This is a genomic window from Nocardia wallacei (genome assembly GCF_014466955.1).
GTDB classification, from domain to species: domain Bacteria; phylum Actinomycetota; class Actinomycetes; order Mycobacteriales; family Mycobacteriaceae; genus Nocardia; species Nocardia wallacei.
Genome location: NZ_AP023396.1, coordinates 7466398 through 7490947 on the forward strand (window position 1 = coordinate 7466398; position 24550 = coordinate 7490947).

16 protein-coding genes are annotated in these 24550 nt (G+C 70.3%); 9 read left to right on the top strand and 7 right to left on the bottom strand.

All coding sequences use genetic code 11. The features are described 5' to 3' along the window. Positions 1-15: 15 nt before the first annotated feature. Together NWFMUON74_RS33605 and NWFMUON74_RS33610 are read right to left on the bottom strand one after the other, a co-directional pair. Complete coding sequence (locus NWFMUON74_RS33605) at positions 16-1842, bottom strand: dynamin family protein (RefSeq protein WP_187685708.1); 1827 nt, start codon at positions 1840-1842, stop codon at positions 16-18. 26 nt (positions 1843-1868) lie between these two features. After that, on the bottom strand, positions 1869-4214 hold the full coding sequence (locus tag NWFMUON74_RS33610; RefSeq protein ID WP_187685709.1) for an IniB N-terminal domain-containing protein: 2346 nt from the start codon (positions 4212-4214) through the stop codon (positions 1869-1871). Positions 4215-4497: 283 nt separating this feature from the next. On the opposite strand from NWFMUON74_RS33610, the gene NWFMUON74_RS33615 reads away from it, so the two are divergent. The 6 genes from NWFMUON74_RS33615 (at position 4498) to NWFMUON74_RS33640 (ending at position 14443) form a co-directional block, all read left to right on the top strand. Continuing rightward, the gene (locus NWFMUON74_RS33615; protein WP_187685710.1) at positions 4498-6192 is read left to right on the top strand and encodes an Hsp70 family protein; all 1695 of its coding nucleotides are present in this window, start codon (positions 4498-4500) and stop codon (positions 6190-6192) included. Between the two features lie 5 nt (positions 6193-6197). Further along, the gene (locus NWFMUON74_RS33620) at positions 6198-9185 is read left to right on the top strand and encodes a LuxR C-terminal-related transcriptional regulator (RefSeq protein WP_425303446.1); all 2988 of its coding nucleotides are present in this window, start codon (positions 6198-6200) and stop codon (positions 9183-9185) included. Between the two features lie 44 nt (positions 9186-9229). Continuing rightward, positions 9230-10423, top strand: a complete 1194-nt coding sequence (locus tag NWFMUON74_RS33625) for a hypothetical protein (protein ID WP_187685711.1) — start codon at positions 9230-9232, stop codon at positions 10421-10423. A gap of 171 nt (positions 10424-10594) precedes the next feature. Then, positions 10595-11962, top strand: a complete 1368-nt coding sequence (locus tag NWFMUON74_RS33630) for a S1 family peptidase (protein WP_187685712.1) — start codon at positions 10595-10597, stop codon at positions 11960-11962. Between the two features lie 122 nt (positions 11963-12084). Then, positions 12085-13431 (top strand): S1 family peptidase, encoded by a 1347-nt coding sequence (locus NWFMUON74_RS33635; RefSeq protein ID WP_187685713.1) that lies wholly within the window; start codon positions 12085-12087, stop codon positions 13429-13431. Positions 13432-13588: 157 nt separating this feature from the next. Continuing rightward, a complete protein-coding gene (locus tag NWFMUON74_RS33640; protein WP_187685714.1) occupies positions 13589-14443 on the top strand; it encodes an NRDE family protein in 855 nt (284 codons plus the stop codon). A 60-nt stretch (positions 14444-14503) separates the two neighbouring features. Here NWFMUON74_RS33640 and NWFMUON74_RS33645 read toward each other — a convergent pair whose 3' ends face one another. Further along, entirely contained in the window at positions 14504-15205 is a 702-nt protein-coding gene (locus NWFMUON74_RS33645; protein WP_187685715.1) for an NAD(P)-dependent oxidoreductase, read from the bottom strand. 107 nt (positions 15206-15312) lie between these two features. Between NWFMUON74_RS33645 and NWFMUON74_RS33650 the strand changes: the two genes are divergently transcribed. After that, positions 15313-16029, top strand: coding sequence for a TetR/AcrR family transcriptional regulator (locus NWFMUON74_RS33650; protein WP_187685716.1), 717 nt, complete (start codon positions 15313-15315; stop codon positions 16027-16029). A 59-nt stretch (positions 16030-16088) separates the two neighbouring features. Here NWFMUON74_RS33650 and NWFMUON74_RS33655 read toward each other — a convergent pair whose 3' ends face one another. Next, positions 16089-16925, bottom strand: a complete 837-nt coding sequence (locus NWFMUON74_RS33655; protein WP_187685717.1) for a DUF8020 domain-containing protein — start codon at positions 16923-16925, stop codon at positions 16089-16091. Positions 16926-17120: 195 nt separating this feature from the next. Continuing rightward, positions 17121-17909: a DUF8020 domain-containing protein gene (locus tag NWFMUON74_RS33660; RefSeq protein ID WP_187685718.1), complete on the bottom strand. Its 789-nt coding sequence runs from the start codon at positions 17907-17909 to the stop codon at positions 17121-17123. 473 nt (positions 17910-18382) lie between these two features. On the opposite strand from NWFMUON74_RS33660, the gene NWFMUON74_RS33665 reads away from it, so the two are divergent. Then, positions 18383-21655: a heterodisulfide reductase-related iron-sulfur binding cluster gene (locus NWFMUON74_RS33665; protein WP_187685719.1), complete on the top strand. Its 3273-nt coding sequence runs from the start codon at positions 18383-18385 to the stop codon at positions 21653-21655. A 109-nt stretch (positions 21656-21764) separates the two neighbouring features. Here NWFMUON74_RS33665 and NWFMUON74_RS33670 read toward each other — a convergent pair whose 3' ends face one another. Together NWFMUON74_RS33670 and NWFMUON74_RS33675 are read right to left on the bottom strand one after the other, a co-directional pair. After that, entirely contained in the window at positions 21765-21968 is a 204-nt protein-coding gene (locus NWFMUON74_RS33670; protein WP_187689623.1) for a hypothetical protein, read from the bottom strand. Positions 21969-22497: 529 nt separating this feature from the next. Then, positions 22498-22947: a hypothetical protein gene (locus NWFMUON74_RS33675; protein WP_187685720.1), complete on the bottom strand. Its 450-nt coding sequence runs from the start codon at positions 22945-22947 to the stop codon at positions 22498-22500. Positions 22948-23148: 201 nt separating this feature from the next. On the opposite strand from NWFMUON74_RS33675, the gene NWFMUON74_RS33680 reads away from it, so the two are divergent. Next, on the top strand, positions 23149-24540 hold the full coding sequence (locus tag NWFMUON74_RS33680; RefSeq protein WP_483243763.1) for a helix-turn-helix domain-containing protein: 1392 nt from the start codon (positions 23149-23151) through the stop codon (positions 24538-24540). Positions 24541-24550: the final 10 nt, after the last annotated feature.

Sequence of the window (24550 nt, forward strand, 5' to 3'; positions counted from 1 at the left end):
GAGCGGGCGTCCGGCCTAGCCGGCACCGGCGCCCGCGGGCGGCAGCATCGCGTCGGCATACCGGCGTAGTTGCGCGACGACGCGCAGTTGCCGTTCCAGCTCCGCACAGCGCTCGGCGCGACGGGCCGTCTCGACCCCGGCGGCATCCTGTGCGGCCTGCAGCGAATCGGAGAGCGAACGCAGGCTGCGGTCCGCGATGCCGGTGAAGTGGTCGCGCAGCAGCCGGTGGATGCGGTGCAGCCGGTCGCGGGACTGCTTGCTCGCCTCGAAGGCGACATCGTCGAGGTAGCGGCGCACCGCGGCCTTCGCCTCGGCCCGGCGCCGGGCCTGGCGCTCCCGCTTGTCGTCGCGGAAGGCTTTGCCGCCCAACAGCATTCCCGCGCCCAGCGACAGAGGATTGACCAGCGCCAGACCGGCGACGGTACCAGCCAGGCCCACCATCACCAGCCCGCCGTAGGAGCCGCGCAGGCCGACGAGCAGTTTGTGCCCGAGGCCCAGTTCCGGTTCCAGATCCGACAGCGCCACCCCCGCGCCGGGGTCGCCGGAGCCGGGATCGGGGCGGACGTGCGGCAGGTCGACGCCGCCGAACTCGGCGAAATGCTCGGCGACCCGTTCGGCCAGCCGGACGCCGCACCGGTGCGTCCACAGCAGGTTGTCGCCGATCGCCGTGTCGACGGTCGCATTCAGCCACGCCGCCATGCGGTCCCAGTGCCGACCGGGATCGTTCTCGTCGATCCACTCCTCGGCGGTGCGGGCGATGCCGCGCAATCGGCCGCGCAGGTCGTGGTCGATGTCGGCGGCCAGGTCGGTGACGCCGTCGCCGAGGGTCTGCTGCCAGGTGGCGGTGCGGCGCCGCAGTTCTTCGGCCTGTGCCTTGGCGGCGCGCAATTCGCCGATGGCGGCCTCGCCCCGCTCCGGATCGCGCAGGGCCACCAGTTCGCTGCCCAGCGCCAGGGCGAGATGTTCTGCGGCCGAAGCGATGTCGCGCGCCACGGTCTGGCCGGTGGCGGCGCGGCTGCGTGCGACCACCGCACGCAGAAAGTCGTACAGTGCGCCGAAGCCCGACTCGCGGCCGAGCTGTTCGTCGTGCAGTCGCAGGGCGTGGGTGCGCAGCAGCGCCGACACCGGCAGTACGGGCAGGTCCAGTCCGTGCCTGCGCAGGTGGGCCTGGTCGGCGTGGAAGACCTGCCGCCAATGCGGATACAGGTCGAGCTTGGTCAGCACCAGCGCCACCGCCGGGCACAGCCGCTGCGCCTGCCGCAGGAACTCCACCTCCGGTTCGGTCAGTTCGGTCGACGCGTCGGACAGCAGCAGCACGGCGTCGGCCGTCGACGCCAGGCCGAGGGCACCGGCGGCTCCGGTCGCGCGGCCGCCGATGGCCGGGGTGTCGATCACCACGACGCCGTCGGCGAGCAGCGGGCTGGGCGCGCGGATCTCCAGCCGGGCGACCCGGCCGTGCGGGGAATGCGATGTGAGGGCGCGAGAGTCGTCGAGCTGCCACGGAATTCGCCGCTCGCCGTCCGCGTCGGCGACGACGAGTTCCGCGCCCGGTTGCGGGCCGTGCGCGAGGAGAACGGGCACCGTGGTGGTCGTGTCGTCGCCCACCGGGCAGAGTTCGGCGTTCAGCAGCGCGTTGACGAAGCGGCTCTTGCCCTGGTTGCCGAGCCCGGCCACCACGATGCGCTGGCGCGGATCGCGCACCCGGTCGGCCAGCGCCCGCAGCCGGGTGACCAGATCACCGCGACCGGCCACCCGCGCGGCCGCGACGGTTTCGGCCAGCGCCGTGGACAGCGACAGTCCCGGCGTGGCGGGGGTGGGATCGGTTGCCACCACGGTCCTCATTTCCCTTGTCGCTCCGGTCGTTCCGATCAGTGCAGCAGCTCGCCGCCGATATCGCCGCCGAGGTGCGAATCGGCCGCCGCGGTGGACTCGGTCGCCCCGAACAGGCCCGCGGAACCGTGCCCGTCCGCCGTCCCGGCACCGATCCCACTCACCCCGGTATCACCGAACGAGGTACCCACCCCGTTACCGAACGCCTGCGAGACATCTACCGCCGACCACGTTCCAGCCACCGAAGACCCACCGCCATCGGCATCGGTTCCCAACTCGCTAAGGCCATCAACCCCGGTGGCACCGCCGAGCGCACCACCCAACTCGGCACCGGACGCCGCCGCCCCCTCGAGCCCACCATTCAGCTCCGTCCCGGACGACGCCTCGAGCCCCGACGACAATCCACCCGTACCTGCCGCAATACCTTCGAGTCCGCCGGTCGACCCGGCCCCGGCACCATCGAACCCGGCACCCGCGGCGAACGACTCATCGAGACCGCCGGCGACTGTGCCCCCCGTACCCAATCCGAGCTCCAAACCGCTCGCGCCCGCTGCCCCGGCACCGAGCGCACCCGTGACCCCCGCGTCGACCGCACTCTCCAGCCCGGCACCGACTCCGGCTCCCGCAGCAGCGCCCCCGTCCAGCGACGTCCCGATTCCGCCGACCGCGTCGCCCACGCCCTGCCCGCCGACAGTCACCACGCTCGACGCAGCAGTCCCCAGACTTCCGGCAAGGCCCGCGGCCGCCTGCGACCCGCCATCGAGCGCATCCGACATCCCTGCGGTAGTCGCACCGAGCGAGCCGGTGAGCCCGGCAGAAGCCGAATCCCCCAGGCCCAGGCCGAGTTCGGCGGCCGACAGAGCACCGTCCACACTCCCCCCCAACCCGGTCTCCAATCCAGCGGCAACACCGCCACCCAGCCCTGCCCCCACCTCCGCAGCACCCGAAAGCCCCGCCCCCACCGCAGCACCCAAGTCCGTGCCAAGCCCCGTCACACCCGAAAGTCCCGCCCCCACTGCACCACTCAGTTCTGTACCGACCTCCCCCACAGCACCCAGACCGCTGGCGACTTCCGCCGCGCCGGAAATGCCCGCCCCCACCGCAGCACCCAGATCGGTGACGAGTTCCGCCGCACCCGAAAGAGCCGCTCCCCCAGCGGCACCCAAGTCTGCTCCGACCTCCGCCGCGCCCGAAAGGCCCGCCTCCACTGCAGCGCCCAGATCTGTACCGACCCCCGCCGCACCCGAAAGAGCCGCTCCCCCAGCGGCACCCAAGTCTGTGCCGACCCCCGCCGCACCCGAAAGGCCCGCCTCCACCGCAGCGCCCAGATCTGTACCGACCCCCGCCGCACCCGACAAACCAGCGTCCGCCACAGCACCCAGATCGGTGACGAGTTCCGCCGCGCCCGAAAGAGCCGCTCCCGCAGCGGTACCCAAGTCTGTGCCGATCTCGGCCGCGCCCGACACACCCGCGGTCGCGCTCGACAAGCCTGCGGCCGCCAGGGTGCCCAGGTCCGTGGCGACTTCTGCCGCGCCCGACAATGCCGTGGTCAGGCCCGCTGTCAGGGCGGTGCTCGCCTGCGTGGCGGCGTCCACCACGGCATGCAGGTCCAGGTTCGCGATGGTCTCGGCACCGCTGGTCACCGTCGCGCCGAGATTTGTGGCGGCGTCGGTTACGGCGGACAGGCCCAGATCGAGGCCGGAGCCGACGGTCACGCCTGTCTCCGTGCCGAGCGCCGCGGCGGCACCCAGGACCGCCTCGGCGGCGGTCGCGGCGTTGACTGCCGCGCCCAGTCCCCCGTCCACCGCGCCACCGAGCCCCGCACCCACCGCAGTACCGAGGCCGACACCCGCGTCCACCACGCCACCGAGGGCCGCATCCACCGCACCGCCCAGGCCCGCGCCCACGGCACCACCCGCGCCGACAGCACCGCCGAGCCCCAGGTCCACAGCACCACCGGCACCGGCCGCACCACCCAGGCCCACGTCCACAGCACCGCCCGCACCGGCCGCACCACCGAGTCCCGCATCCACGGCACCACCCACACCGGCACCCACGGAACCGCCCAGGCCCGCATCCACCGCAGCGCCCGCACCGGCGCCGACCGCACCGCCGAGGCCCACGCCCGCGGCACCACCGGCACCGGCCGCACCGCCCAGTCCGCCCGCGCCGCAGCCGGCGGCGACGATTGCGGAGAGTTGAGAACCGCCCGCGACCAGGGCCGACTCGGCCACCATGGGTGCGACGGCGGCGATGTCCTCGGGGGTCACCGCCTGCAGGCCGGCTGCGGCCAAAGCTTGGGCGGGGTTGGCACAGTAGCCGACCGCGGCCTCGTGGTCGCGCAGCAGGCTGAGGATGAATTCGAGAATCGCGTTCGGGCTCATGGCGGGTCGTCTCCAGGATCAGCGGACCGGTAGCGGTCCGTGGCAGTCGAATTGCTTTTCACGCTAGGAACCCCCGCCGTTTCCCCGTAACGGGGTGAAACCCCCTTGTCCACAGCGGGTTCGCGATGGGGGCCGTCGCCGCATTAGGGGAAATTTCCCCGTACCTGCTCCGGGTGAAGTAACAACGAACCCCCAGCAACCGACAGAGGGGGCAGGTCGCGACGACCACGCAACTTTTCGAACACACGTTTCACCTTGCGTTTCGAACGACAGGGGTTATCGAATGACTCAGGGCCTGACGCTCGGCATCACCGTCGGCTCGTCGAACACGGTCGCCGTGACGACGATTGGTGGTCACGGCGCCAACGGCGACTTCGCTGTCCGCATTTCGCCCACCGCGCCGCCGGGGGTTTCCGAGGGCTTCCTGGCCCGGGTGGGCGACCCGGTGAACATGCTGACCGGTGACGGCTCCCCGATCGCCGCGGCGGATCTGGTCGCCGGCGTGATCGGTGCGGCAATCGACGACAGCACCCCCGAGCACACCGTGGCAGCCGTGCCCACCTGGTGGAAACCGCACGTCGTGGCGGCACAGCGGGCCGCTCTGGACGCCGCCGGGCGAGATGAGGTGACGCTCGTTCCCGAGGCGGTGGCGGCGTCGCGGCGACTGGCCGACGAGCCCGGCCGTCCCGCCGCGAGCCCGGTCGTCGTCTACGACCTGGGCACTACCGGCCTCACCGTCTCGGTAGTCGGCGCCGCGGGGCTGCTGGGCGAGCCGGCGCGGTCCGAGGAGGTGTCGGGCAGCGAATTCGATCTCCTGGTGTTGCGTTATGTCCTGGCAAACGCGCTGGGCGATAACGATCTCGACCCGTTCGATCCGGTGGTCGAAACGGAATTGTCGGCCCTGCGCCACCGCTGCCGGAATGCGAAAGAAGAACTGTCAAAAATTACCGCGACGGCGGTCCCGGTTCAGTTCCCCGGGTTGCCCGGCCGTGATATCCGACTGGTCCGCGCCGATGTCGAAGAGTTGTTCCGCGAACCGCTGCGTGACTCCCTGGCCCTGGTGCACGAGGCGCTGGCGCGCGCGGGCGGCACGGCGGGCCGAATCCTCCTGACCGGCGGCGGCGCGGCGATTCCGCTGCTCACCGAGTTGCTCTCCACCGAGTTCGGTCTTCCGGTCGGCACCGTCGCCGAACCCGCGCACACCGCCGCGCACGGGGCCGCTTTGCTGGCCGCGGACCTGCTCGCGGAGTCGGTGCAAACAGATGTCGCACCGGTGATCGCGGCCGCGCCCACCGAACCCGTTGCGGCGCAGGAGGAGTACCTACCTCCCGCGCCCCGATTCGTACGAACCACCGCCGTCTCACCACTACCGGAACTGCCGGTCGAGCCCGTCCGCGGCGGACGCTTCAGCACTTGGCAGCGCGTGGCCCTGATCGGTGGCGCGGCGGCAGCCGTCGCCGTACTGGCCACGGGCACGCTGACACTGGGCACCGCGGCGTTCGACTCCCCCTCTGCCACCACATCCACCCCGGCCTCGGGCACGAAGTCGCCGACGGCAGCGAACGACTCCGGCGTCGCTCCGGCCGCCGAAACCGGTACAGCCCGATCGGACGGGTCCGCCGCCGTCGTACCGGTGGCCGCATCCCCCGGCTCCCCGGCCACCCCGGGCTCCCCCGCCACACCCGGCTCTCCGGCCACACCCGGCTCCCCAGCCGCGCCCGGCTCGGCGGCCGCCCCCGCAGCACCCGCCGCGAACCCGGACCCGGCTCCGGCCGGAAGTCCCGCGGCACCCGCGCCCGCCCCGGCTTACCCTGCGCCACAACCTGTTCCGGGCACGCCGACGCCGGTGCCAGCTCCCACGCTGCCGCAGCCGGGCGGGGTCGGCAGCACGCTGGGCGATGCCCTCGATCAGACCGGAGACGCCGTCGGCACGGTGCTGGACGCACCGGGCCGGATAATCGAACGCACAGGTGGTTAGCTTCGGTGACAAGCACTACAGCCATCGCGCACGAGTCACTCCCCGGCGTGCGAGAGATGTTCCGCGAGTTGGACTCCGCCGGTTCGGAGCCGCTGGTCTTCCTGGTCCGCGGACGCTCCGGCACGGGCAAGTCGACGCTGCTGGCCGCGCTCCGCAACCGCCTGCGCGGCCGCGGCATCGTCGCCTGCGACACCGTCTCCGAGGCCACCGGCGGCACCGGCCCCCGCCCGGCGCTGGTGGTCGACGACGCCCATACCCTCGAACCCAGCGAACTGGTGAAACTGTGCGCGGCCGTCGAATCGGGCTGCTGCACAATGGTTATCGCCACCCGGCCGCGTCCGCACGATCCGGCGCTGCGCGCCTTCACCGACGCGGTGTCGCGCCGGGGCCGCGTGGTCGATCTGCGCCCGCTCGGCGTTTCCGACATCGCGCCGTTCGCAAGGGAATTGGGCATGATGGTGCCCCGGCCGGTGGCCCAGCACATCCACGGCCGGACCGCCGGTATCCACGGGGGCGTGGTGGCGGCGTTGTCGGCGGCCTGCGCCACGCGGCTCGACAGCGGCATGGGCGCGGTGGACGCGGCCGTAACAGCCTGGGCTCGAACACTTCTCGACGACACCGAGCCGCAGCTGCTGGACGCGTTCGTCATCGCCGCGACCGGTACCGGCCTGGATCCGGCCGAACTCACCGAGGTGCTGGACATCACCGACACCGCCGCCCTGGACCTCATCGATCGAGCCCGCGCCAGCGCGCTGGTGACCGACGCGGACCTGCTGCTCGCCCTCGCCGTCGCCCCGCTGCGCACACTGGTGGGCGATCGCCGCTTCCTGACGGTGCAGCGCCGGCTACTGCAGGCACGGCTGGACGCCGGGTTGCTGCGCGACCACACCGCGCTGCTGCTCGCGGAGTCCGGCGTGCGCGACGCCAGATTGGCCGAATTCCTCTGCACCGCCGCGGAAACCGCCGGAACGGAGACGGTCCGCTATTACTCGGCGGCAGCGGCCAGCGGCACCGGGACCGGTTGGCGGCCCGCGCCGGCGATGAAGTTGCGCTGGGCCGAAGCCGCCGCCCGCCTCGGCAGTACCGATATCGCCCTGCGGCTGGCCGAGCCGATGCTGGACCGTTCCGACGGCCCGCCCGCCGAACTCGCCGCGGCTGTCCGCGTCTGCGCGAGCGTGTGGACCCGGCGCGGCCTGACCGACCGCGCCGCCGACCTTTACTCGTGGCTCGGCCCCGAACGAATCGGCACCGACTGGGCGGTCGGGGCAACCGTGATGTACCTGGCAGGCGACATCGACACGGCCGCGGCCATGTCCGCCTCCGCGACCCGGTGGCCCCCCACCCGCACCACCGCCCGCGCCGCCCTGATCGCCACCGCCCTGTCCCGCTCCCTCGGCCTGACGGACGCCACCGCAATCGACACCACGAGCGCGAAAGACCTTTCGCCGGAACGGGTATCAGCACCAGCCACCGACACCACAACCCCAACCGGCCGACCGAGGGAAGGGCTGTCGGCACTCGCCACCAACAGCGCGTCGGTTCCCGGCACCGGTGGACGGCCGGAAGGGGCGCCCGCACCCACCGCCGACAGCGCGACCACAACCGGCGCCGCGCGAGCGCGGGAAGGAAAGTTCGCGGACGCCTTCGGCAGCGGCCGGGCGCCGGCGGGTGTATCGCCCGCCAACGAGGCGAACGCACCCCGCCAACGGCGCGATGGAGCATCGGCAACCTCGACCGGCAGTGCGCCCGCCCGCGGACGACCGCTCGAAGGGACACCGGCACTCGCCGTCGGCGGCACGCCCGCCCCCGGCCGCACCGCGTCCCTCGCGGCGGCCTCCGCTCTGATTCAGGCGGCGCGTACGGAACTGTCGGCCGCCGATCCCGAGTTGCTGCCGTGCACGGCGGTGTCGATCGCCACACTGCTGTGCCTGAGTATGGGTGAGCCGCGGCGGGCCGCGGACGCTCTGCACGGGGCCACGACCGCGCCGCTGCCGGTGGGCGACACCGATCCGGGGGCCGAGGTGGCGGCCCAGGATCAGCATCTGATCGTGCTGTCCGCGTGGACGTCGATGCTGGGCGGCGACGAGCAGTCGGCCGCGCGACTCGCGGGGGCGTTGGACGTCGACCGGCTGTGCGAACGCGATCGGCTGCTCGCGCACGGTGTGCTGGTCGGCCTGGCCCGGCGCGGCGGCGACCACACCGCCTTGACACTGGCCTGGCAGGCGGCGCATCCGCTGTTCGACGAGATCGGCGTCGACCTGCTGGCACTGCTGCCGATCGGCGAGCTGTGGCTGGCCGGGATCCGGTTGCAGGACGAGAGCCGGGTGGCGGCGCTGGTGGACGGGGCGGTAAAGCTGTTGCACCGCTTGGGCAATCCGCCCGCCTGGGCGAACGCCTTCCACTGGTACGCGATCCAGGCCGCCATCGCCCGCGAGCGTCCCGACGAATTGCTGCCGCACGCACAGCAATTGAAGGCCACGGCCCTGGCCGGCGATCCGCACGCGGCGGCGCTGGCCGACGCGGGCCGCACCTGGGTGCTGACCCTGCGTGGATCGGTGGCGCCCGACGAGGTCGCGGGCGCGGTGCGCCGACTGGCCGCCATCGGCATGGTGTGGGACGCCGCCCGGCTGGCCAGCGAGGCCGCGCTGGCGGCCGACGACTCGGCCGTCGCGACCGCCCTGCTGAAGCTGGCCCGCACCGTGCGCACCGAATCTCGCCCGCCACAGTTGCCGGTCCGCCCGCCCGAACCCGCCGCCGAGCCGCGCCCCGAACCCGCGCCGCGCAGTGACGCCATTCTCAGCGAGCGCGAACGCGAGGTCGCCGAACTGGTGCTACTGGGGTTGACGTACCGGGAAATCGGCGCTCGCCTGTACATCTCGGCGAAGACGGTGGAGCATCACGTCGCGCGGATCCGGCGTCGGATCGGAGCCGGGTCCCGATCGGAGTTATTGTCGATGCTCCGCGCCATGGGCCACGGTTCGCTGCTCGTGTGACATCGGTGCGGCACCGAACGGGACACCGAAGCGAGGTAACGAGAATGGCCACAGGGGTGGGCCTGCGCATCGCCGAGGACGAATGCGTCGCCGCTGTCGTCGCCGGCGTCGGCGAGGCGGGCGACGATTCGGCCGAACCCCACTACATCGTCCGCGACTCGGTGCTGCACATGTCCGACGACGGCGACGCCGCGCTCGGCGGTGAGCCGCCGTCGGGCCATTCCCATTCCATCACCGGATTTTTCGCGGCCGTGGGCGATCCGGCGGGCATCTCGGTCGACGACGGCGAGGCGTACCGCGCCGACGATCTGGTCGCGACGGCCCTGTTCTGCCTGATCAACCTGGCCGCCGATCATCTGAACGGCCCGGCCGAGTTCTACGCCACCCATCCCGCCGACTGGCCCGCCCAGCAGGTGTCCGCGCTGCGCGACGCCCTCGACTATCTCGGCCTGCGGTCGGTGGTCCTGGTGAGCGAGGGCGACCTTCCCGATCCCGGGAAATCCGCGGACGGCACGGTCGACGGCCGCGGCTACGCCCGCGACGCCGCCCGCGCGGCGCTGGCCGCCGTGCTGGCCACCCCGGCGGGCAGCACGCCCCCGGACCCGACCCACTCCGAGAACTCGCTGATCGTCACCGACGTGCTGCCCGCGCTGCCGTCGGACGACCCGACCATGCAGGCCTACTCGGCCGCCATGCCCGCGGCGTACTCCGCGGCCACACCGGCGGTGTACCCCGAGGCCGACCCGCCCGCCGAGACGGTGGCCGCGGCCGAGACGGCGAAACCCGAGACACCACAACCGGAGTCGCGGCGCAGTCGCCGCACCCTGGTCCTGATCGCCGCCGCGGCGGTATTCGGCCTGGTCCTGGGCGGCGTCGCGGCCGCGCTGCTCCTACGCGGCGACACCGAGACACCCGTCGCGCCCCTGCCGAACGCGCGCTCGGAACCCGCCCCGACGACCGTCGCCCCGCCACCCCCGCCGGTCTTCGTGGCCCCGCCGCCGAGCCTCGTCGAGGAGCCCGCGCCGGAACCCGAGACCTCCGAGGCGCCGCCCCCGCCGCCGCCGACCTCCGAGACGCCGCCGCCCCCGCCGCCCTCGACCACGACCTCACCGTCCCGTCCGACGCGCACCACACCGACCACGCCGCGCCGGACGCCGACCACCGTCATTCCGTTCATCCCGTACCCGACTTGGCTGCCGCCCCCGCAACCGCAGCGGCCGTACGCCGGGATTCCGTGATCGTTTCGTAGCGAACTCGGCGCATTTGTGCCCTAAAGTGAAGCGCTGACCCGAGTGCCCGGTTCACGGACCGGGCGCTCGGTCTGCTGCAGGATGAGGGCTGTTGCCGCACAACGGCTTACCGGCCCCGCGGATTCACCTGGCACACCCGGTGCCTGACGAAGGGACTTCATGCGCAAGTTGCCGGCGCGACGCGCCACGGTCAAAGCTGCCGCCGCCGCGTTCGTCTCGACCGTCCTCGTCGGACCGTGGCTTGGTACGTCACCCGCGTTAGCCGATCCGACGCCGGAGGTCGCGCAGCTGACGGCCGACCAGCTTCCTGCCGAGATGGCCCAGGCCATCAGCCGCGACCTGAAGATGACGCCCGCGGAATACCTGGACCGTGCCGCCCGCGCCCAGCAATTGCGTCAGTACGCCCGCGACTTCCGTTCCGAACGCCCCGACGAGTTCGCCGGCGCCTGGCTGGCCGCGGACGGCAAACCCGTCGTGGCGGTCACCTCGCTCGATGCCGCGCACACCGCCGAAACGGCCGGCTACCAGACCCGGCTCGCGCCGATCTCCGCCGACAACTTGGAGAGCTCGCTGGACCAGCTGGTCGGCTGGATCGGCGGCCTGCCCCGCGATATCGCCGCGGCCATCAATTCCGTCGCCGTCGACTTCCTCAACAGCCAGCTGGTCCTGAGCGTCGCCAACACCCCGGCCGGCCACCTGCTGAATCTCCCGACGCTGATCGCCAACATCAAGGTCGTGCTGTCCCCCAACGGCGGCGGCCCGGTCGAGCGGCGGCCGATGGGCGGCGACACCTACATCAGCGCCCCCACCTCGCTCGACGACGCGGCGCTGAAGACGGTGGACGTGTGCTCGTTCGGCTTCAACAGCATCGATGCCGCCGGTAACGCGCTGAATATCAGTGCCGGACACTGCGATCCGAATCTCGACAAGGGCGACGGCCAGGCCGACGTGTACCTGCCCGATGTCCGCAACCTCAAGGCCAGCCCCAAGCTCGGCACCTTCGTGCGGGCGCACGTCGGTGGCAGCAGCGGCCTGGACTATTCGGTGATCCAGCTCAGTGAGCGCGCGGTGCGCGCGGGCATGGACCAGCCGTCGGTGCGCGGCGCGAACGGCACCACCATCAGTGTCACCGGCACCGCCGACCCGGTGATCGGCGCGCCGATCTGCAAGTCCGGCCAATCCTCCACATTCACCTGTGGTTTCGTGGTCGCCGATCGGGTCGAGACGCAATTGTTCACCGCGGAGGGGCAATCCAAGACCGTGCGCGGTTTCGCCAGTTCGGCCTGCACCCTCGGCGGTGACAGCGGCGGCGCGATCGTCACCGGCACGCTGGCGCTGGGCATCACCAGCGGATCGAACGCGGCCAACGCCCCCGATTGCAACGAGGCCAATATCGGCCTCGCGCAATACGGTGGCACGGCGTCGCTGGGCATTCCGATCCGCGCGATCCTCGCCGATATCGACGCCGAATCCGGTGGCGGGGTCGGCTCGGGAATCGCGGTGCGTACCCGCCAGAACGCCGGGTGACTGCCGAACCCGGCATGAATTCTTCGCCAATCACCGGAGTGCCGTACGGCACACCGGCCCGTCAGCCGAATCGAACGCCGAGACAAGTAGGCATAACCGTGTTGAACCCATATAGTCGGCACATGCTCCTGCCACGCATCCGTCTTTCGTCGTCCGCCGTGGGGCGTAACCCGCGCGCCCGTCTCCGCACAGCCGCCGTCGTCGCGTCGGCGGCAGCCCTGGCCCTCGGGCCGGTCGCGGCGACGGTGTCCGCCGAGCCCACCCCGGCGTCGAATCTGCCCGCCGCCCTGGCCGCGGCCGTCTCCCGCGACCTGAAGATCTCCCCCGAGGAGTACTTGCACCGCGCCGAGGTCGCGCAGCAGGTGGGCGCGTTCGCCACCACCGCGCAGCGGCAGTTCCCGCAGGCCTTCGCCGGATCGTGGCTCGACGACAGTGGCCGCCCGGTGGTCGCGCTGGCGCCGGGGCAGGGCGTGGACGAGGCCCGCAAGGCCGCGCAGGACGCCGGCTTCCAGGTCCGCGACGTCGCCAAGAGCGAGTCCGTGCTGCGCAGCGAGAAGAACGCCTTCCAGCAGTGGCTGTCCACCCAGCCCGAGGCGGTGGCGCAGGCGGTGCGCGGCGTGGTCGTCGACACCGTCAACAACAGCATCGCGGTGCGGGTGGACAAGCCCGGCCTGCCGATGCCCGGCTTCGTCGATCCGGCGCGGGTGATCGTGATGGCCGCGCCGCCGGTCGGACCGGAGCAGTCCGAGGTGGCGCAGGCTACGCCGATCGCGGGCGAGCAGGGTCCCGGCGCGTACGCGGCCGGTGACGGCTACGCGTCGGTGGCGGGCAAGATGAAGCTGGTCTGCTCGGCCGGGTTCAACGGCCTGGACCGCAACGACAACGTCGTGAACATCACCGCGGGCCACTGCGACCCGAACATCCCGGCCGCCGGCACCGCCAACGCTCCGGGCATGTTCGAACTGCTGCCCGGCAACAAGACCGGCGCGCAGCTGGGCAGCTTCCAGAAGTCGGTGCTGGGCGAGCAGGACTACTCGATCGTGTCGATCAACAACGACGCGCGAGACCGGTTCTCCAACAACCAGGTTCGCGTCCCGGGTCAGGCCCCGATCGCGGTCACCGGGGTGGCGACCCCGGTGGTGGGCGCCCCGGTCTGCAAGTCGGGCTCGCGCACCGGCTTCTCCTGCGGCGTGGTGAACGCCGTCGACCAGACGGTGGATGTGGGCGAGCGCCAGCTCACCCAGGCCTTCTCGGCCAACATCTGCGCCCTGCCGGGTGACAGCGGCGGCCCGATCGTGACGGGCACCCAGGCCCTGGGCATCTCCAGCGCCTCGTCGGTGGCCGACTACCCGATCTGCGAGATCCCGAATCTGATCGGCGCCCTGACCGGCAACGCCCCGCAGCTGTTCGCGCAGCCGGTGAGCGTGGTCCTGTCGGACAACCCGGGCCTGCGAGTCCGCACCAGCTAGTTACAGCGCGGCGGGGCGGAAGTCCCACGCCGCCTTGATGCCCCGGAGGGGCCGGTGACTGCCCGTCACCGGCCCCTTCGCCGTATCTGGCGTCGGGCAGCTCACCGGCAGCGCGGGGCCGTATACCGGGCAGTGGGCCGTCGGGCATGCTGGACGCATGTGTCTGGTTCTGTTGGGCTGGCGGGCGCACCCCGATTACCGGCTGATCGTGGCGGCCAATCGGGACGAGTTCTATACCCGCCCAACCGAATCCATGCGGTGGTGGCCGAAGGTGCCGGGCCTGCTGGCGGGGCGGGACCTGGGCGCGAGCGGTCCGGTCCCCGGCACCTGGCTGGGACTGCTCCCCACCAGCCACCGCTTCGCCACGGTGACGAACGTGCGCGGCCCGCGCGAGGTGCGCCCGGATGCCCGCTCCCGAGGCGCGCTGCTGCTGGACTACCTGCGCGGCGAGCCCGGTCCGGAGAAATTCGTCCGAGGCGTCGCCGCGGCTCCCGACGAGTACAACGGCTTCAATCTGATCGTCTCGGACCTGGACACGCTGTGGTGGCACAGCAATCGCAGCGGGCACGCGCCCCTGGAGCTGGCCGCGGGCGTGCACGGCCTGTCCAACGGCGCGCTGCTCGGCACCGCGGAGAACGACCCCGGCGAGCGAGGCGCCGTCGCGATCCGCACCGACAGCGGCGCCGCGGCCTGGCCCAAGGTGCGCGACGGACTGCTCGCCCTGCGCTCGGTCATCGAGGCGGCTCCGGCCGATGTAGCCGCCTATTTCGACGTGCTGGCCGACCGGACCATCGCCCCCGACGACGAACTGCCGCACACCGGCCTTCCCCAGGTCCGCGAACGCGCCGTCTCCGCCCGCTTCGTCGCCGACACCTTGCACGGCACCCGCTGCAGTACGGTCCTGTTGATCCGCGAAGACGGCACCTTCACCGTCGCTGAGAAATCCTTCGGTGCCCTCGGCAGCCCCGAGGACGAGGTGTCCTTCGCGGGCCGCCTGAATCTCCCGTCCTGACCACCCCCGGCATCCGGTGACCCGCACGTCCGGAAGCACTGCCGTCGGCCCGGGCGACGATCAATAGCCGACCGTGAAGCGGCGCTGGACGAATCGCGGTAGTTCCGCTTCGTCGAGCAGGGCCACCGCGGCGTCCTCGATCGAGATGCGGCTGTGGCCGTCGGCGTCGACTACGCGATGGTCCTCACCGATGCGGAAACGGCCGGTGCGCTCGCCCGGTCCGATCTGCTCGGCGGGACTGAAGTAGGTCCAGCGGCGGTTCGAGGTACGCAGCACGTTGAGGGCGTCCCGGTGCCCGCGCACGGCGACCGCGTAATCGGCCGGCAGCCCCAGCTGCTCGAGATCATGCCGGAGCTGGGCATCGTCGTCCGCGCCGACCCGGCCGGGTTCGAGTTCGAGACTGCCCGCGCCACCAACCACGATGAGCCTGGTGCGCGGATGGGTTCCGAGGGCTTGCAGCAGGGAGCGCGCGGCCGTCGCGTAGACCGTCGGATCGGCGATGGAGCGGGTGACGGTGTCGTCGAAATCCTGTGCGGCATTGCCGGGTTGGTAACAGCTGACGAGTACGTCGAGACCGGGCAGCTGTGCGGCGACCGCGGCGCTGTCGAAGATGTCGAGACTCGCCCAGACCAGATTCGGATGTGAGGCGGCGCCGCGGGCGGCGCCGCGGGTGAACGCCTTGACGTGGTGCCCGCGGGACAGGGCCTCGGTGACCACGCGCTGCCCGATGTTGCCGCTCGCGCCGATGACTCCGATGAACATGATTTCTCCTGAGATGCCGGAAGCGCGCCGTAGGACGCCGTGCAAACTCTATACACCGTGAAGTTTCTATTCAATGTGCACTTTCCTCACGCTGGTAAGGTGACGTGGTGGCCACTGCGACACCGACCAGGCGGGAACGCCGCCGCGCCGAAACGGCCGAGGAGATCAAGGACGTCGCCCTGCGGCTCATGGCCGAGGGCGGAGCCGGCGCGATCACCCTGCGCGCCATCGCACGAGAGATGGGGATGACGGCCAATGCCGTCTACAGCTACTTCGCCACCCGCGACGATCTGGTAACGGCCTTGATCCGCGATGTCTACGGCGAGCTGGCCGATACGGTGATCGCCGCGCGCGACACCTGTGCGCCGGATGACGCGGCCGGGCGAATCATGGCCTGGGCCTGCGCGTTTCGCGAATGGTCACTGGCGAATCCGGAGGGATTCCGGCTCATCTACGGCGATCCGGTACCCGGCTACCAGCCACCGCGAGGCGGTGCGGCGCCCGCGGCCGAGCACCGGGTGTGCGCCGGACTCACCGAATTGGCCGCAGGCGCTTGGCCTTCGGCCCGACCGCTGTACTCCGACCACGGATTCGAATGGTCGGACTTCGACACCACGCTGGTCGAGGAGGTACGCACGGAATTCCCGGGCCAGCCACCGGCAGTGATCGCCGTCGCCCTGCGCATCTGGGGTCACCTGCACGGCCTGGTCTCGCTCGAGGTCCGCGGCCATCTGGGTGCACAAACGACCAATCCGACAAAGCTCTATCGCAACGAGGTCAACGCCCTCATACGCTCATTCGGCCTGACACCGCCGAAAACCTAGCGGACCCGGCCTGAGCACCCCGTGGCCGAGAATTCACCCGCCTGGGCCACCGGGACGGACTACGGGGCCACTGCGGCGGGTTGCGGTGTCGCGGGGGCGGGCTGCACCGGGTTTCCGGGGGGCTGAGCGAGGTCGGCCCAGGGGGTGGTACCGGGGGGTGCCTGGAGGGTGTTCAGCATTTCGACACCGGCGGTGGAAACAGTGGGCCCGCTGCCGATGGCGGCACCGACGATCCCCAGGCCGATCGCACCCACGACAGGTCCGGCGAGCAGGCCCACGACGCCGCCGACCAGCAGGCCGGCCGGACAACCGACGGTGGTAGCCGCACAGCCGACCACCGCACCGGCCGCCAAGCCGAGCACCGTGCCGATCCCGATGCCCAACACGACACCGATCACCGCGCCGATCGCGGTTCCCACCCCCGCACCGAGACTGAGCTTGGTCGCGAAATCGTTGACGGCACGCTGGTTCTCGACCGGTGACGCGATCGGCTGCACGACCGCCGCCAGGGGATGCGAAGTGTCGATACCCTCCGGCCTCTCCGGCGTCAGTGCCAGCACGGTGTTGTCGTCCTCGACCGCCGCCGTGACCGGAATCGGCACTCCGGCCAGGCGGAAATTCAAGGGCATCTCCAGCGCGACGTGACCGGCGCGGTTCTTCACCTGCAGCACCTGCTGCGACCGACCGGGCGCGGCCCCCGGCTTGTCGACCAACTCGAAGGTGCCGTCCGTCAGTTCGGTGACAACGGTCCGGCCCACCACCCGGCTGTCGTAATTGATGTAATCGACATCGGTCTGTGCGGGTACCGGAGCGGGCTGTGCGTAGGCAGTGCCCCCGGCGATGGTCATCGCACCGATCACCATCGCTCCGGCCGCGGTCGAAGCGCGGAACATCATCAGGTCTTCCAATCCCTCATCAGGTCGCACCGCACACCCACGCCATGGGGCCCGCCCGGCAGGATCGGACCAACGAAGATGTGCAGAATGCACACGACGAGGTGAGCTTAGTCGACCCGCGATCGAAAGGAATACCGAACACAACCGGCCCGCTCCCAAGTCGGGAGCGGGCCGGTTTCGTGCGAGCCGCGGGGTTTATCCCACCGGCGCTTGCTGCTGCACCTGCTGCTGCTTCTGAATGGCGTCGTCGGTCCACTTGGTGGTACCGGCGGGCGCCTGCAGGGTGTTCACCAGGTCGACTCCGGCAGCCACCAGCGTCGGCCCACCGACCACGATGGTGCCGAGAATTCCGCCGATCGCCGCGCCGGTCGGCAGCCCGACGAGGCAGCCGACGACAACGCCGAGCAGACCGAGCGCGCATCCGACCACCGCACCGATGGCGGTGCCGACGAATCCGCCGATCGCGGTCGCGAGACCGAAGTAGGTGGAGAAGTCGGTCAGGGCGCGCTGATTCTCGACCGGCGAAGCGATCGGTTTCACGACCGGCTTCACGTTCAGCGGCTGATCGGTGGGCAATCCGGCCGGGCGCTCGGGCGTCACCGCGAGCACTTTGCCGTCGTCCTTCAGCTCGGCACTGACGGGAATCGGCTGACCGGTGATCTGGTAGGCCAACGGGAAACTCAGGACGGTGTTGCCCTTGCCGTCCTTGACGTTGACCTGAGTCGGAGCGGCCTCGGCCGGCTGACCGGAAATTTCGGTCGCTACCGCGCCCTCCTGGGACGGAGCCTCCGGCTTGACGAGTTCGAAGGTTCCCCCGTTACCCAGCCGAGCCAGGACGGTGTTGTTCTCCTGTTCGACCGAGTAGCCGATGGCCGCCTCGGTCTGCGCGCCCGGCGCTGCGGGTTCGGCATGCGCGGTACCCAATCCCACAGTCAGGGCGCCGATAGCCAAGGCACCCACCGCAGTAGTGCTGCGGAACTTCATTCGGTTATCCAATCCATCATCAGGTGTTGCGCGCGTACCTGTTCCGCGAGAGCCCACGCATCCCTCAAGTCGCCACTCCGTCCGAGCGACCTGCAAGACCCTCCCCGAGCGGTGTGAAGATACGCACAGCAAGCAGGACGAAGCGAGCCTAATTCAATCACTGGCCAGAAGCGAGAACTGTTTCCCGCCAGTGGAACTAAGCGTGTCCTTGGTTATGGACCGGATTTGCCGGGTTTTACCGTGATAACCGAACCGCGCACACGCGAAACCGCAGCACAGGAGATCTGCGGGTGAATCCGGTCACACAGGTTTTCGAGCCGGAACCCCAGCACGCTGGGGTGCGTCCCGCGCAAGATCATAGAGTGGACAGGTAAGTTACCGGCGGGTAACTTACTGGAAGTTAGGATGCGTGCAACCGCCGACGGCAACAGCCCTGCCGCCGGATGCTCGTTGAACCGAAGGAAGGTCGCGACGTGAATGCCCTGACAGTGACGCTGGGCGCGATAGGGGTGGCGTTCAGCCTGGTGGCTTGGGCGTCATTCATCGGCGGCGTCGGCACAATGGTCCGCGCCATCATGATCGGACAGCCCGCCCCCGACCGCTGGCGGCCGTTCTTTCCCCGCCTGAAGACGATGATCGTCGAATTCCTGGCCCACACGCGGATGAACAAGTTCCGCACCGTGGGCTGGGCGCACTGGCTGGTGATGATCGGCTTCCTCGCCGGATTCATCCTGTATTTCGAGGCGTACGGGCAGACCTTCGAGCCCGAGTTCCACTGGCCGATCTTCGGCGACTGGCACATCTATCACCTCGCCGACGAGCTGCTCGGTATCGCCACCGTGATCGGCATCGTGACGCTGATCGTCATCCGCCAGCTCAATCATCCCCGGGTGCCGCAGCGGTTGTCGCGCTTCAGCGGTTCGCGATTCGGCCCGGCCTACACGATCGAGCTGATCGTGCTCATCGAGGGCCTCGGCATGGTGCTGGTGAAGGCCGGCAAGATCGCCACCTACGGCCACGCCACCGCGTGGACCGACTTCTTCACCATGCAGGTCGCCGAGCTGCTGCCGTCGAGCGTCGCCATGGTGTCGGTGTTCGCGTTCGTCAAGATGGTGTCGGGTAGCACGTTCCTGCTGCTGGTCGGCCGCAACATCAACTGGGGTGTCGCCTGGCACCGGTTCGCGGCCTTCTTCAACATCTATTTCAAGCGCGAGAACGACGGCGGCGTCGCGCTGGGTGCGGCCAAGCCGATGACCTCCGGCGGCAAGGCGCTGCTCGATATGGAGGAGATCGACCCCGACAACGACACCCTCGGTGTCGGCCGGGTCGAGGACTTCTCCTGGAAGGGCTGGCTGGACTTCACCACCTGCACCGAATGCGGCCGCTGCCAGAGCCAGTGCCCCGCGTGGAACACCGGTAAGCCGCTGTCGCCGAAGCTGCTGATCATGTCGCTGCGCGACCACGGCGTCGCGAAGGCGCCGTACCTGCTGGCCGGTGGCCGCAAGGACATGGGCGGCGACGAGGTCGGCCTGGTCGACGCCGAGGGCAAGCCCAACGAAGCCGCGCTGGCGAAGATCTCGGACAAGGCGAAGGCCGAGGCCGAGCGCCCGCTGGTCGGCGGCGAGGACGTCGGCGGCATCATCGACCCCGAGGTGCTGTGGAGCTGCACCACCTGCGGCGCGTGCGTGGAGCAGTGCCCGGTAGACATCGAGCACGTCGACCACATCATCGATATGCGCCGCTACCAGGTGCTGATCGAGTCGGAGTTCCCGACCGAGCTGGCGGGCCTGTTCAAGAATCTGGAGAACAAGGGCAACCCCTGGGGCCAGAACGCCAAGGACCGGCTGAACTGGATGTCGGAGCTGGACTTCGACATTCCGGTGTTCGGCCAGGATGCCGAGAGCTTCGACGGCTACGAGTACCTGTTCTGGGTCGGTTGCGCCGGCGCCTACGAGGACCGCGCCAAGCGGACCACCAAGGCCGTCGCCGAACTGCTGGCCACCGCGGGCGTGAAGTTCATGGTGCTGGGCGCGGAGGAGACCTGCACCGGCGACTCGGCGCGCCGCGCGGGCAACGAGTTCCTGTTCCAGCAGCTGGCCATGCAGAACATCGAGACGCTGAACTCGGTGTTTGAGGGTGTCGAGGATTCGAAGAAGAAGATCGTCGTCACCTGCGCGCACTGCTTCAACGCGCTCAACAACGAGTACCCGCAGGTGGGCGGCACCTACGAGGTGGTGCACCACACCCAGCTGCTGAACCGCCTGGTGCGGCAGAAGAAGCTGGTGCAGGTGAAGCCGGTGTCGGAGAAGGTCACCTACCACGACCCCTGCTACCTGGGCCGGCACAACAAGATCTACAACGCGCCGCGTGAGCTGATGAGCGCCTCCGGCGCGAAGGTCACCGAGATGCCGCGGCACGGCGAGCGGTCCATGTGCTGTGGTGCGGGTGGTGCGCGGATGTGGATGGAGGAGCAGCTCGGCAAGCGGGTGAACCTCGATCGCACCGACGAGGCGCTGGCCGCCCTGGGTGGCGGCAACGAGCCGTCGATGATCGCCACCGGCTGCCCGTTCTGCCGCGTGATGCTCACCGACGGCGTGACCGCGCGCAAGGATTCCGGCGAGGTCGGCCAGGGCGTCGAGGTCGTCGACGTGGCGCAGCTGATGCTGCAGTCGATCGACCGGGTCGAGCCGGGCACGCTGTCGGAGAACCTGAAGGTGATCCAGGAGCCCAAACGGGTTGAGCCGGAACCGGTTTCGGAGCCCGAGCCGGTGGCCGAGGCAGCCCCCGCCGAGCCCAAGCCCGCTCCGGCGGGCAAGGGCCTGGGCATGAAGGGCAGCGGCAAGGCGCCCGGCGGTGGCTTGGGCATGAAGGGCGCGGCCAAGGCGCCCGGCGGCAAGGCACCCGCCGAGGCCGAGGAGTCCGGCGAGGCGTCGGCGGCACCGGCCAAGGGCCTGGGTATGAAGGGCGGGGCGAAAGCGCCCGGCGGCAAGGGCCTTTCCATGAAGGGTGCCGCGAAGGCGCCCGGGGCGAAGGCAACCGAGGCCGAGCCCGCGGCGGAGTCGGCCCCCGTGACCCCGACCGCCAAGCCGGGCGGCCTGGGCATGAAGGGCGGCGCCAAGGCGCCGGGCGGCAAGGGTCTGGCGATGAAGGGCGCGGCCAAGGCGCCCGGGGCGAAGTCGACGCCCGCCGAGTCGGCCGCGTCACCGTCGGACGGTGCCGCATCCACCGAGACCGGCACGGAAACGGCGGCGGCGGAGGCTGCTCCGACCGAGACCAAGCCGACGGTGGCGCCGAAGGGGCTGGCGATGAAGTCCGGTTTCAAGAAGCCCGGAGCCAAGGCGCCGGGAGCGCCCAAGCCCGCGGCCACCGAATCGGCAGCGCCCGCCGAGTCGGCCGCGTCGCCTTCGGAGAGCACCGCACCCTCCGAAACCGGCACGACGGAAACGGCTGCGACGGAAACGGGTCCGGTCGAGTCGAAGCCGACGGTGGCGCCGAAGGGGCTGGCGATGAAGTCCGGTTTCAAGAAGCCGGGGGCCAAGGCGCCCGGTGCGCCGAAGCCTGCGGCGGCCGAACCGGCTGCGGCCGAATCGAGTTCGGCCGAACCGGCAGCCGAGACCGCGCCTGCGCAGCCGGACGAATCCGGCGCGTCGGATGCGGGCAATGGTGATGCGCCCAAGCCTCCGACCGCGAAGCCGGGCGGTCTGGGCTTCAAGTCCGGAGCGAAGGCTCCGGGGCGGAAGAACTGATCCGCTCGTCAGCGCACCCGAGGGTGGCGTCGCCGGTTCCGGCGGCGCCACCCTCGCTCGTTTCCGAGGGCTCGGAGCGCGGTGTCCCGCGGCGGATTCGGCGCGGGAATCAGATTCCCATATGCGGCGAATCGGCCGGAATCATCCGGTTCGCCTCCACCAGAACCGCTTTGGCGTGGCGTTTCGCCGCGCACACCGTGATCGGATGCTCGATGTGCACCTGCATCACGAGATGCGCCTGTTCGGGAGTCCACGATTCGCCGGGCGACGGCGCCGAACACACCATCAGCACCGGGTGAGCCTGCGGCAGCATCAGCTCGACCTTTCTGCAGAACCTATCCGTCGGGTTGCGGGACGCCGAATGGTGTCTGAATGTTCACCGACACAAGAGTCCTATCACCCGCGGAAGCCATGTCCTATCGCGAGTTCGGACCTCGCCGGTGGCGGCGGAATGCTGTGAGGTAGCGGGTACGGCACATGTGGAACGACGATGAGTGAGTTCGGCTCGGGCCGGACACGCCGGGCCGACGCGGCAGTCCTGATAGCCATCGGCAATCATCAGGCACACGCCGATTAAGAAGCAATCTATTCAGCAATAACGAACGACCACGTGTTATACAGCCATCGAAACAGATATGGTTTTCATTTTTCCGATACCCGTACCAGACAGTCGATGCAGCGAACTTTTCGCTATCTTGTGATATGGGTCACAATCACATGTCGGTAACGAGATTACGGAGATTGCCGAGCGCTTCCCATTTCGGCCCGGATATCCGGGCCCGCCCCGTCGACTGCCAAAGTGGGGCGGACCCGGCCGCGGGACGGCGAGGACCGGTCTGCGGTCAGTCCTCGCCCCCGCCTCCCACCGCCAGAGCCGTCGCGATGACCACCGAGAGGGGTGGAAGTTCGTCGTCGCGGCTCGGCGGTCGGACCCAGTGGCACCCTTCCCTGGTCCAACGGCCGAGGCCGGTCGGCAACATCACGGCGCTTCCGGCAACGGGAATGCCGATGTCCGAGCGGTTGAGCACGTCCAGCACCGCGGCGCTGGGACGACTGTCGGGCGCCACCAGAAAACTCCAGCGGATCTGCCGGGCCAGCATCGGCCCGGCGGCGCCCTGTGCGGTGAGGGAGTCCCGGACGCGGCCGGCACATGCGACGGGCAAGTGCACGACGCCGACGCGCCCGGTGATCGGCAGCATGACGAACCCACCGCGCTCGTGCACCGGCAGGCCGTACTCGTGCCGGTAGAACGCCACCCAATCCTCGACGGTCCTGAGTTTCTCCACGTTCACGGCGAGCTCCCTCGATCCTTATCCCAGGATCGCGCCTGTCCCGCCGATCCGAAACGCCCGCACACCCTCCTTGCGCTGCCTTTCCGCTGCCTTTGCCGAGTGATCACCGAAACCGCTGATACCAGGTCGGTTTCGGCTGTGGCTGCGATCACTTCGCGCTCGTACTCTGGAGAACGGAGTTCGTGCGGAAGGGATGACATCGTGGTCCGGCAGTGGTCAGGTAGGGAAGCCCGTGCCCTCCGCGATGCCAAGCGGATGAGTATCCGGGAATTCGCTGCGCACCTGGGTGTGCACGAACGACTGGTCTCGAAGTGGGAGGCGGGGGGCGCTCGGGTCCATCCCCGCCCGGTCAACCAGGCCGCGCTGGACACATCCCTTGCCAGGTCCGACGAGGTCGTGCGGGCACGGTTCGCGGCGTTGGTCGATCAGCCCCTGATCGATCGGCCCGCGCCGGACATCGATTCGCGCCCGGCCGATTCGGCGCGCGCCAAGTATTCGAGCGACGCGGAACTTCTGGCTCTGGTTGACACCGGTGCGATGAGAGGTGATGCGTCGGCCGAGATTTCGGAGAGGGATCTGATCATGGCGGCTGCCCATGAAGCCAGCGAACACGCCGGTCGGGCCGAGATCACCAATGTGGGTGCCACCGCCCTGGAGCAACTCGACGCCGACGTCATGCGCATCGCCAACGACTACGTGCACGTGCCGCCGGTGCCGATGATGGTGGAGATGCTGCGGGTGCGCAGGCGCGTCTACCGACTGCTGGAGGGTCATCAGAGACCTTCGGACACAACGCATCTGTACCTGCTGGCCGGCACGTTGTCCGGGCTGCTCGCCAATGCCAGCACCGACCTGGGCTACCACGATGCCGCCGGTGAGCAGGCCCGCGCGGCCTGGGCCTACGCGGAACTGTGCGGGCACAACGGTTTACGCGCCTGGACCCGCGGCATGCAGGCGCTGATCGAGTACGGATCACACCGCCCGCGGCGCGCGGTGACGCTGGCGCAGAGCGGCCAGCAGTACGCCGAGTCGGCGACGGCACGGGTTCGGCTGCACAATATCGAGGCCCGCATCTGGGCCAAGCTGGGCAGCCCCGCCGACACCGAGCGCTGCATCGGGGCCGCCGACGGCGCCCGCGACGGCAACGGCACCGACAACCTGCACGACGAGGTCGGCGGGGTGTTCGGCTTCAACGAGCCGAAGAGCCAGTACTACGCCGGCGCCACCTATATCCATCTGGGCCAGGCCGCACCGGCGCTGCAGGCCACCCAGCGGGCGATCGAGCTGTACGCCAACGGCCCCGAGGAGCGGCGCTCCTACGGCGCGGAATCCCTGGCGCGCGTGGACAATGCGACCGCGCACCTGATCAACGGCAGTCTCGACGGCGCCGCGGCGGCGCTGACCCCGGTGCTGGAGCTGGCCGAGGACAAACGCATCGCGCAGCTCGAGGAACGGCTCAGCGGGGTGCGGCGGCGCATCGCCGGACCCGAATTCCGCGACGCGAGCGAGGCCCGCCGGCTCGACGAACGCATCGAGGAGTTCTGCGTGGCCAACGCCGCCCGGGGGGCGATCCCGGCCGGGGGCGGCTCCTGAACCAACTGGC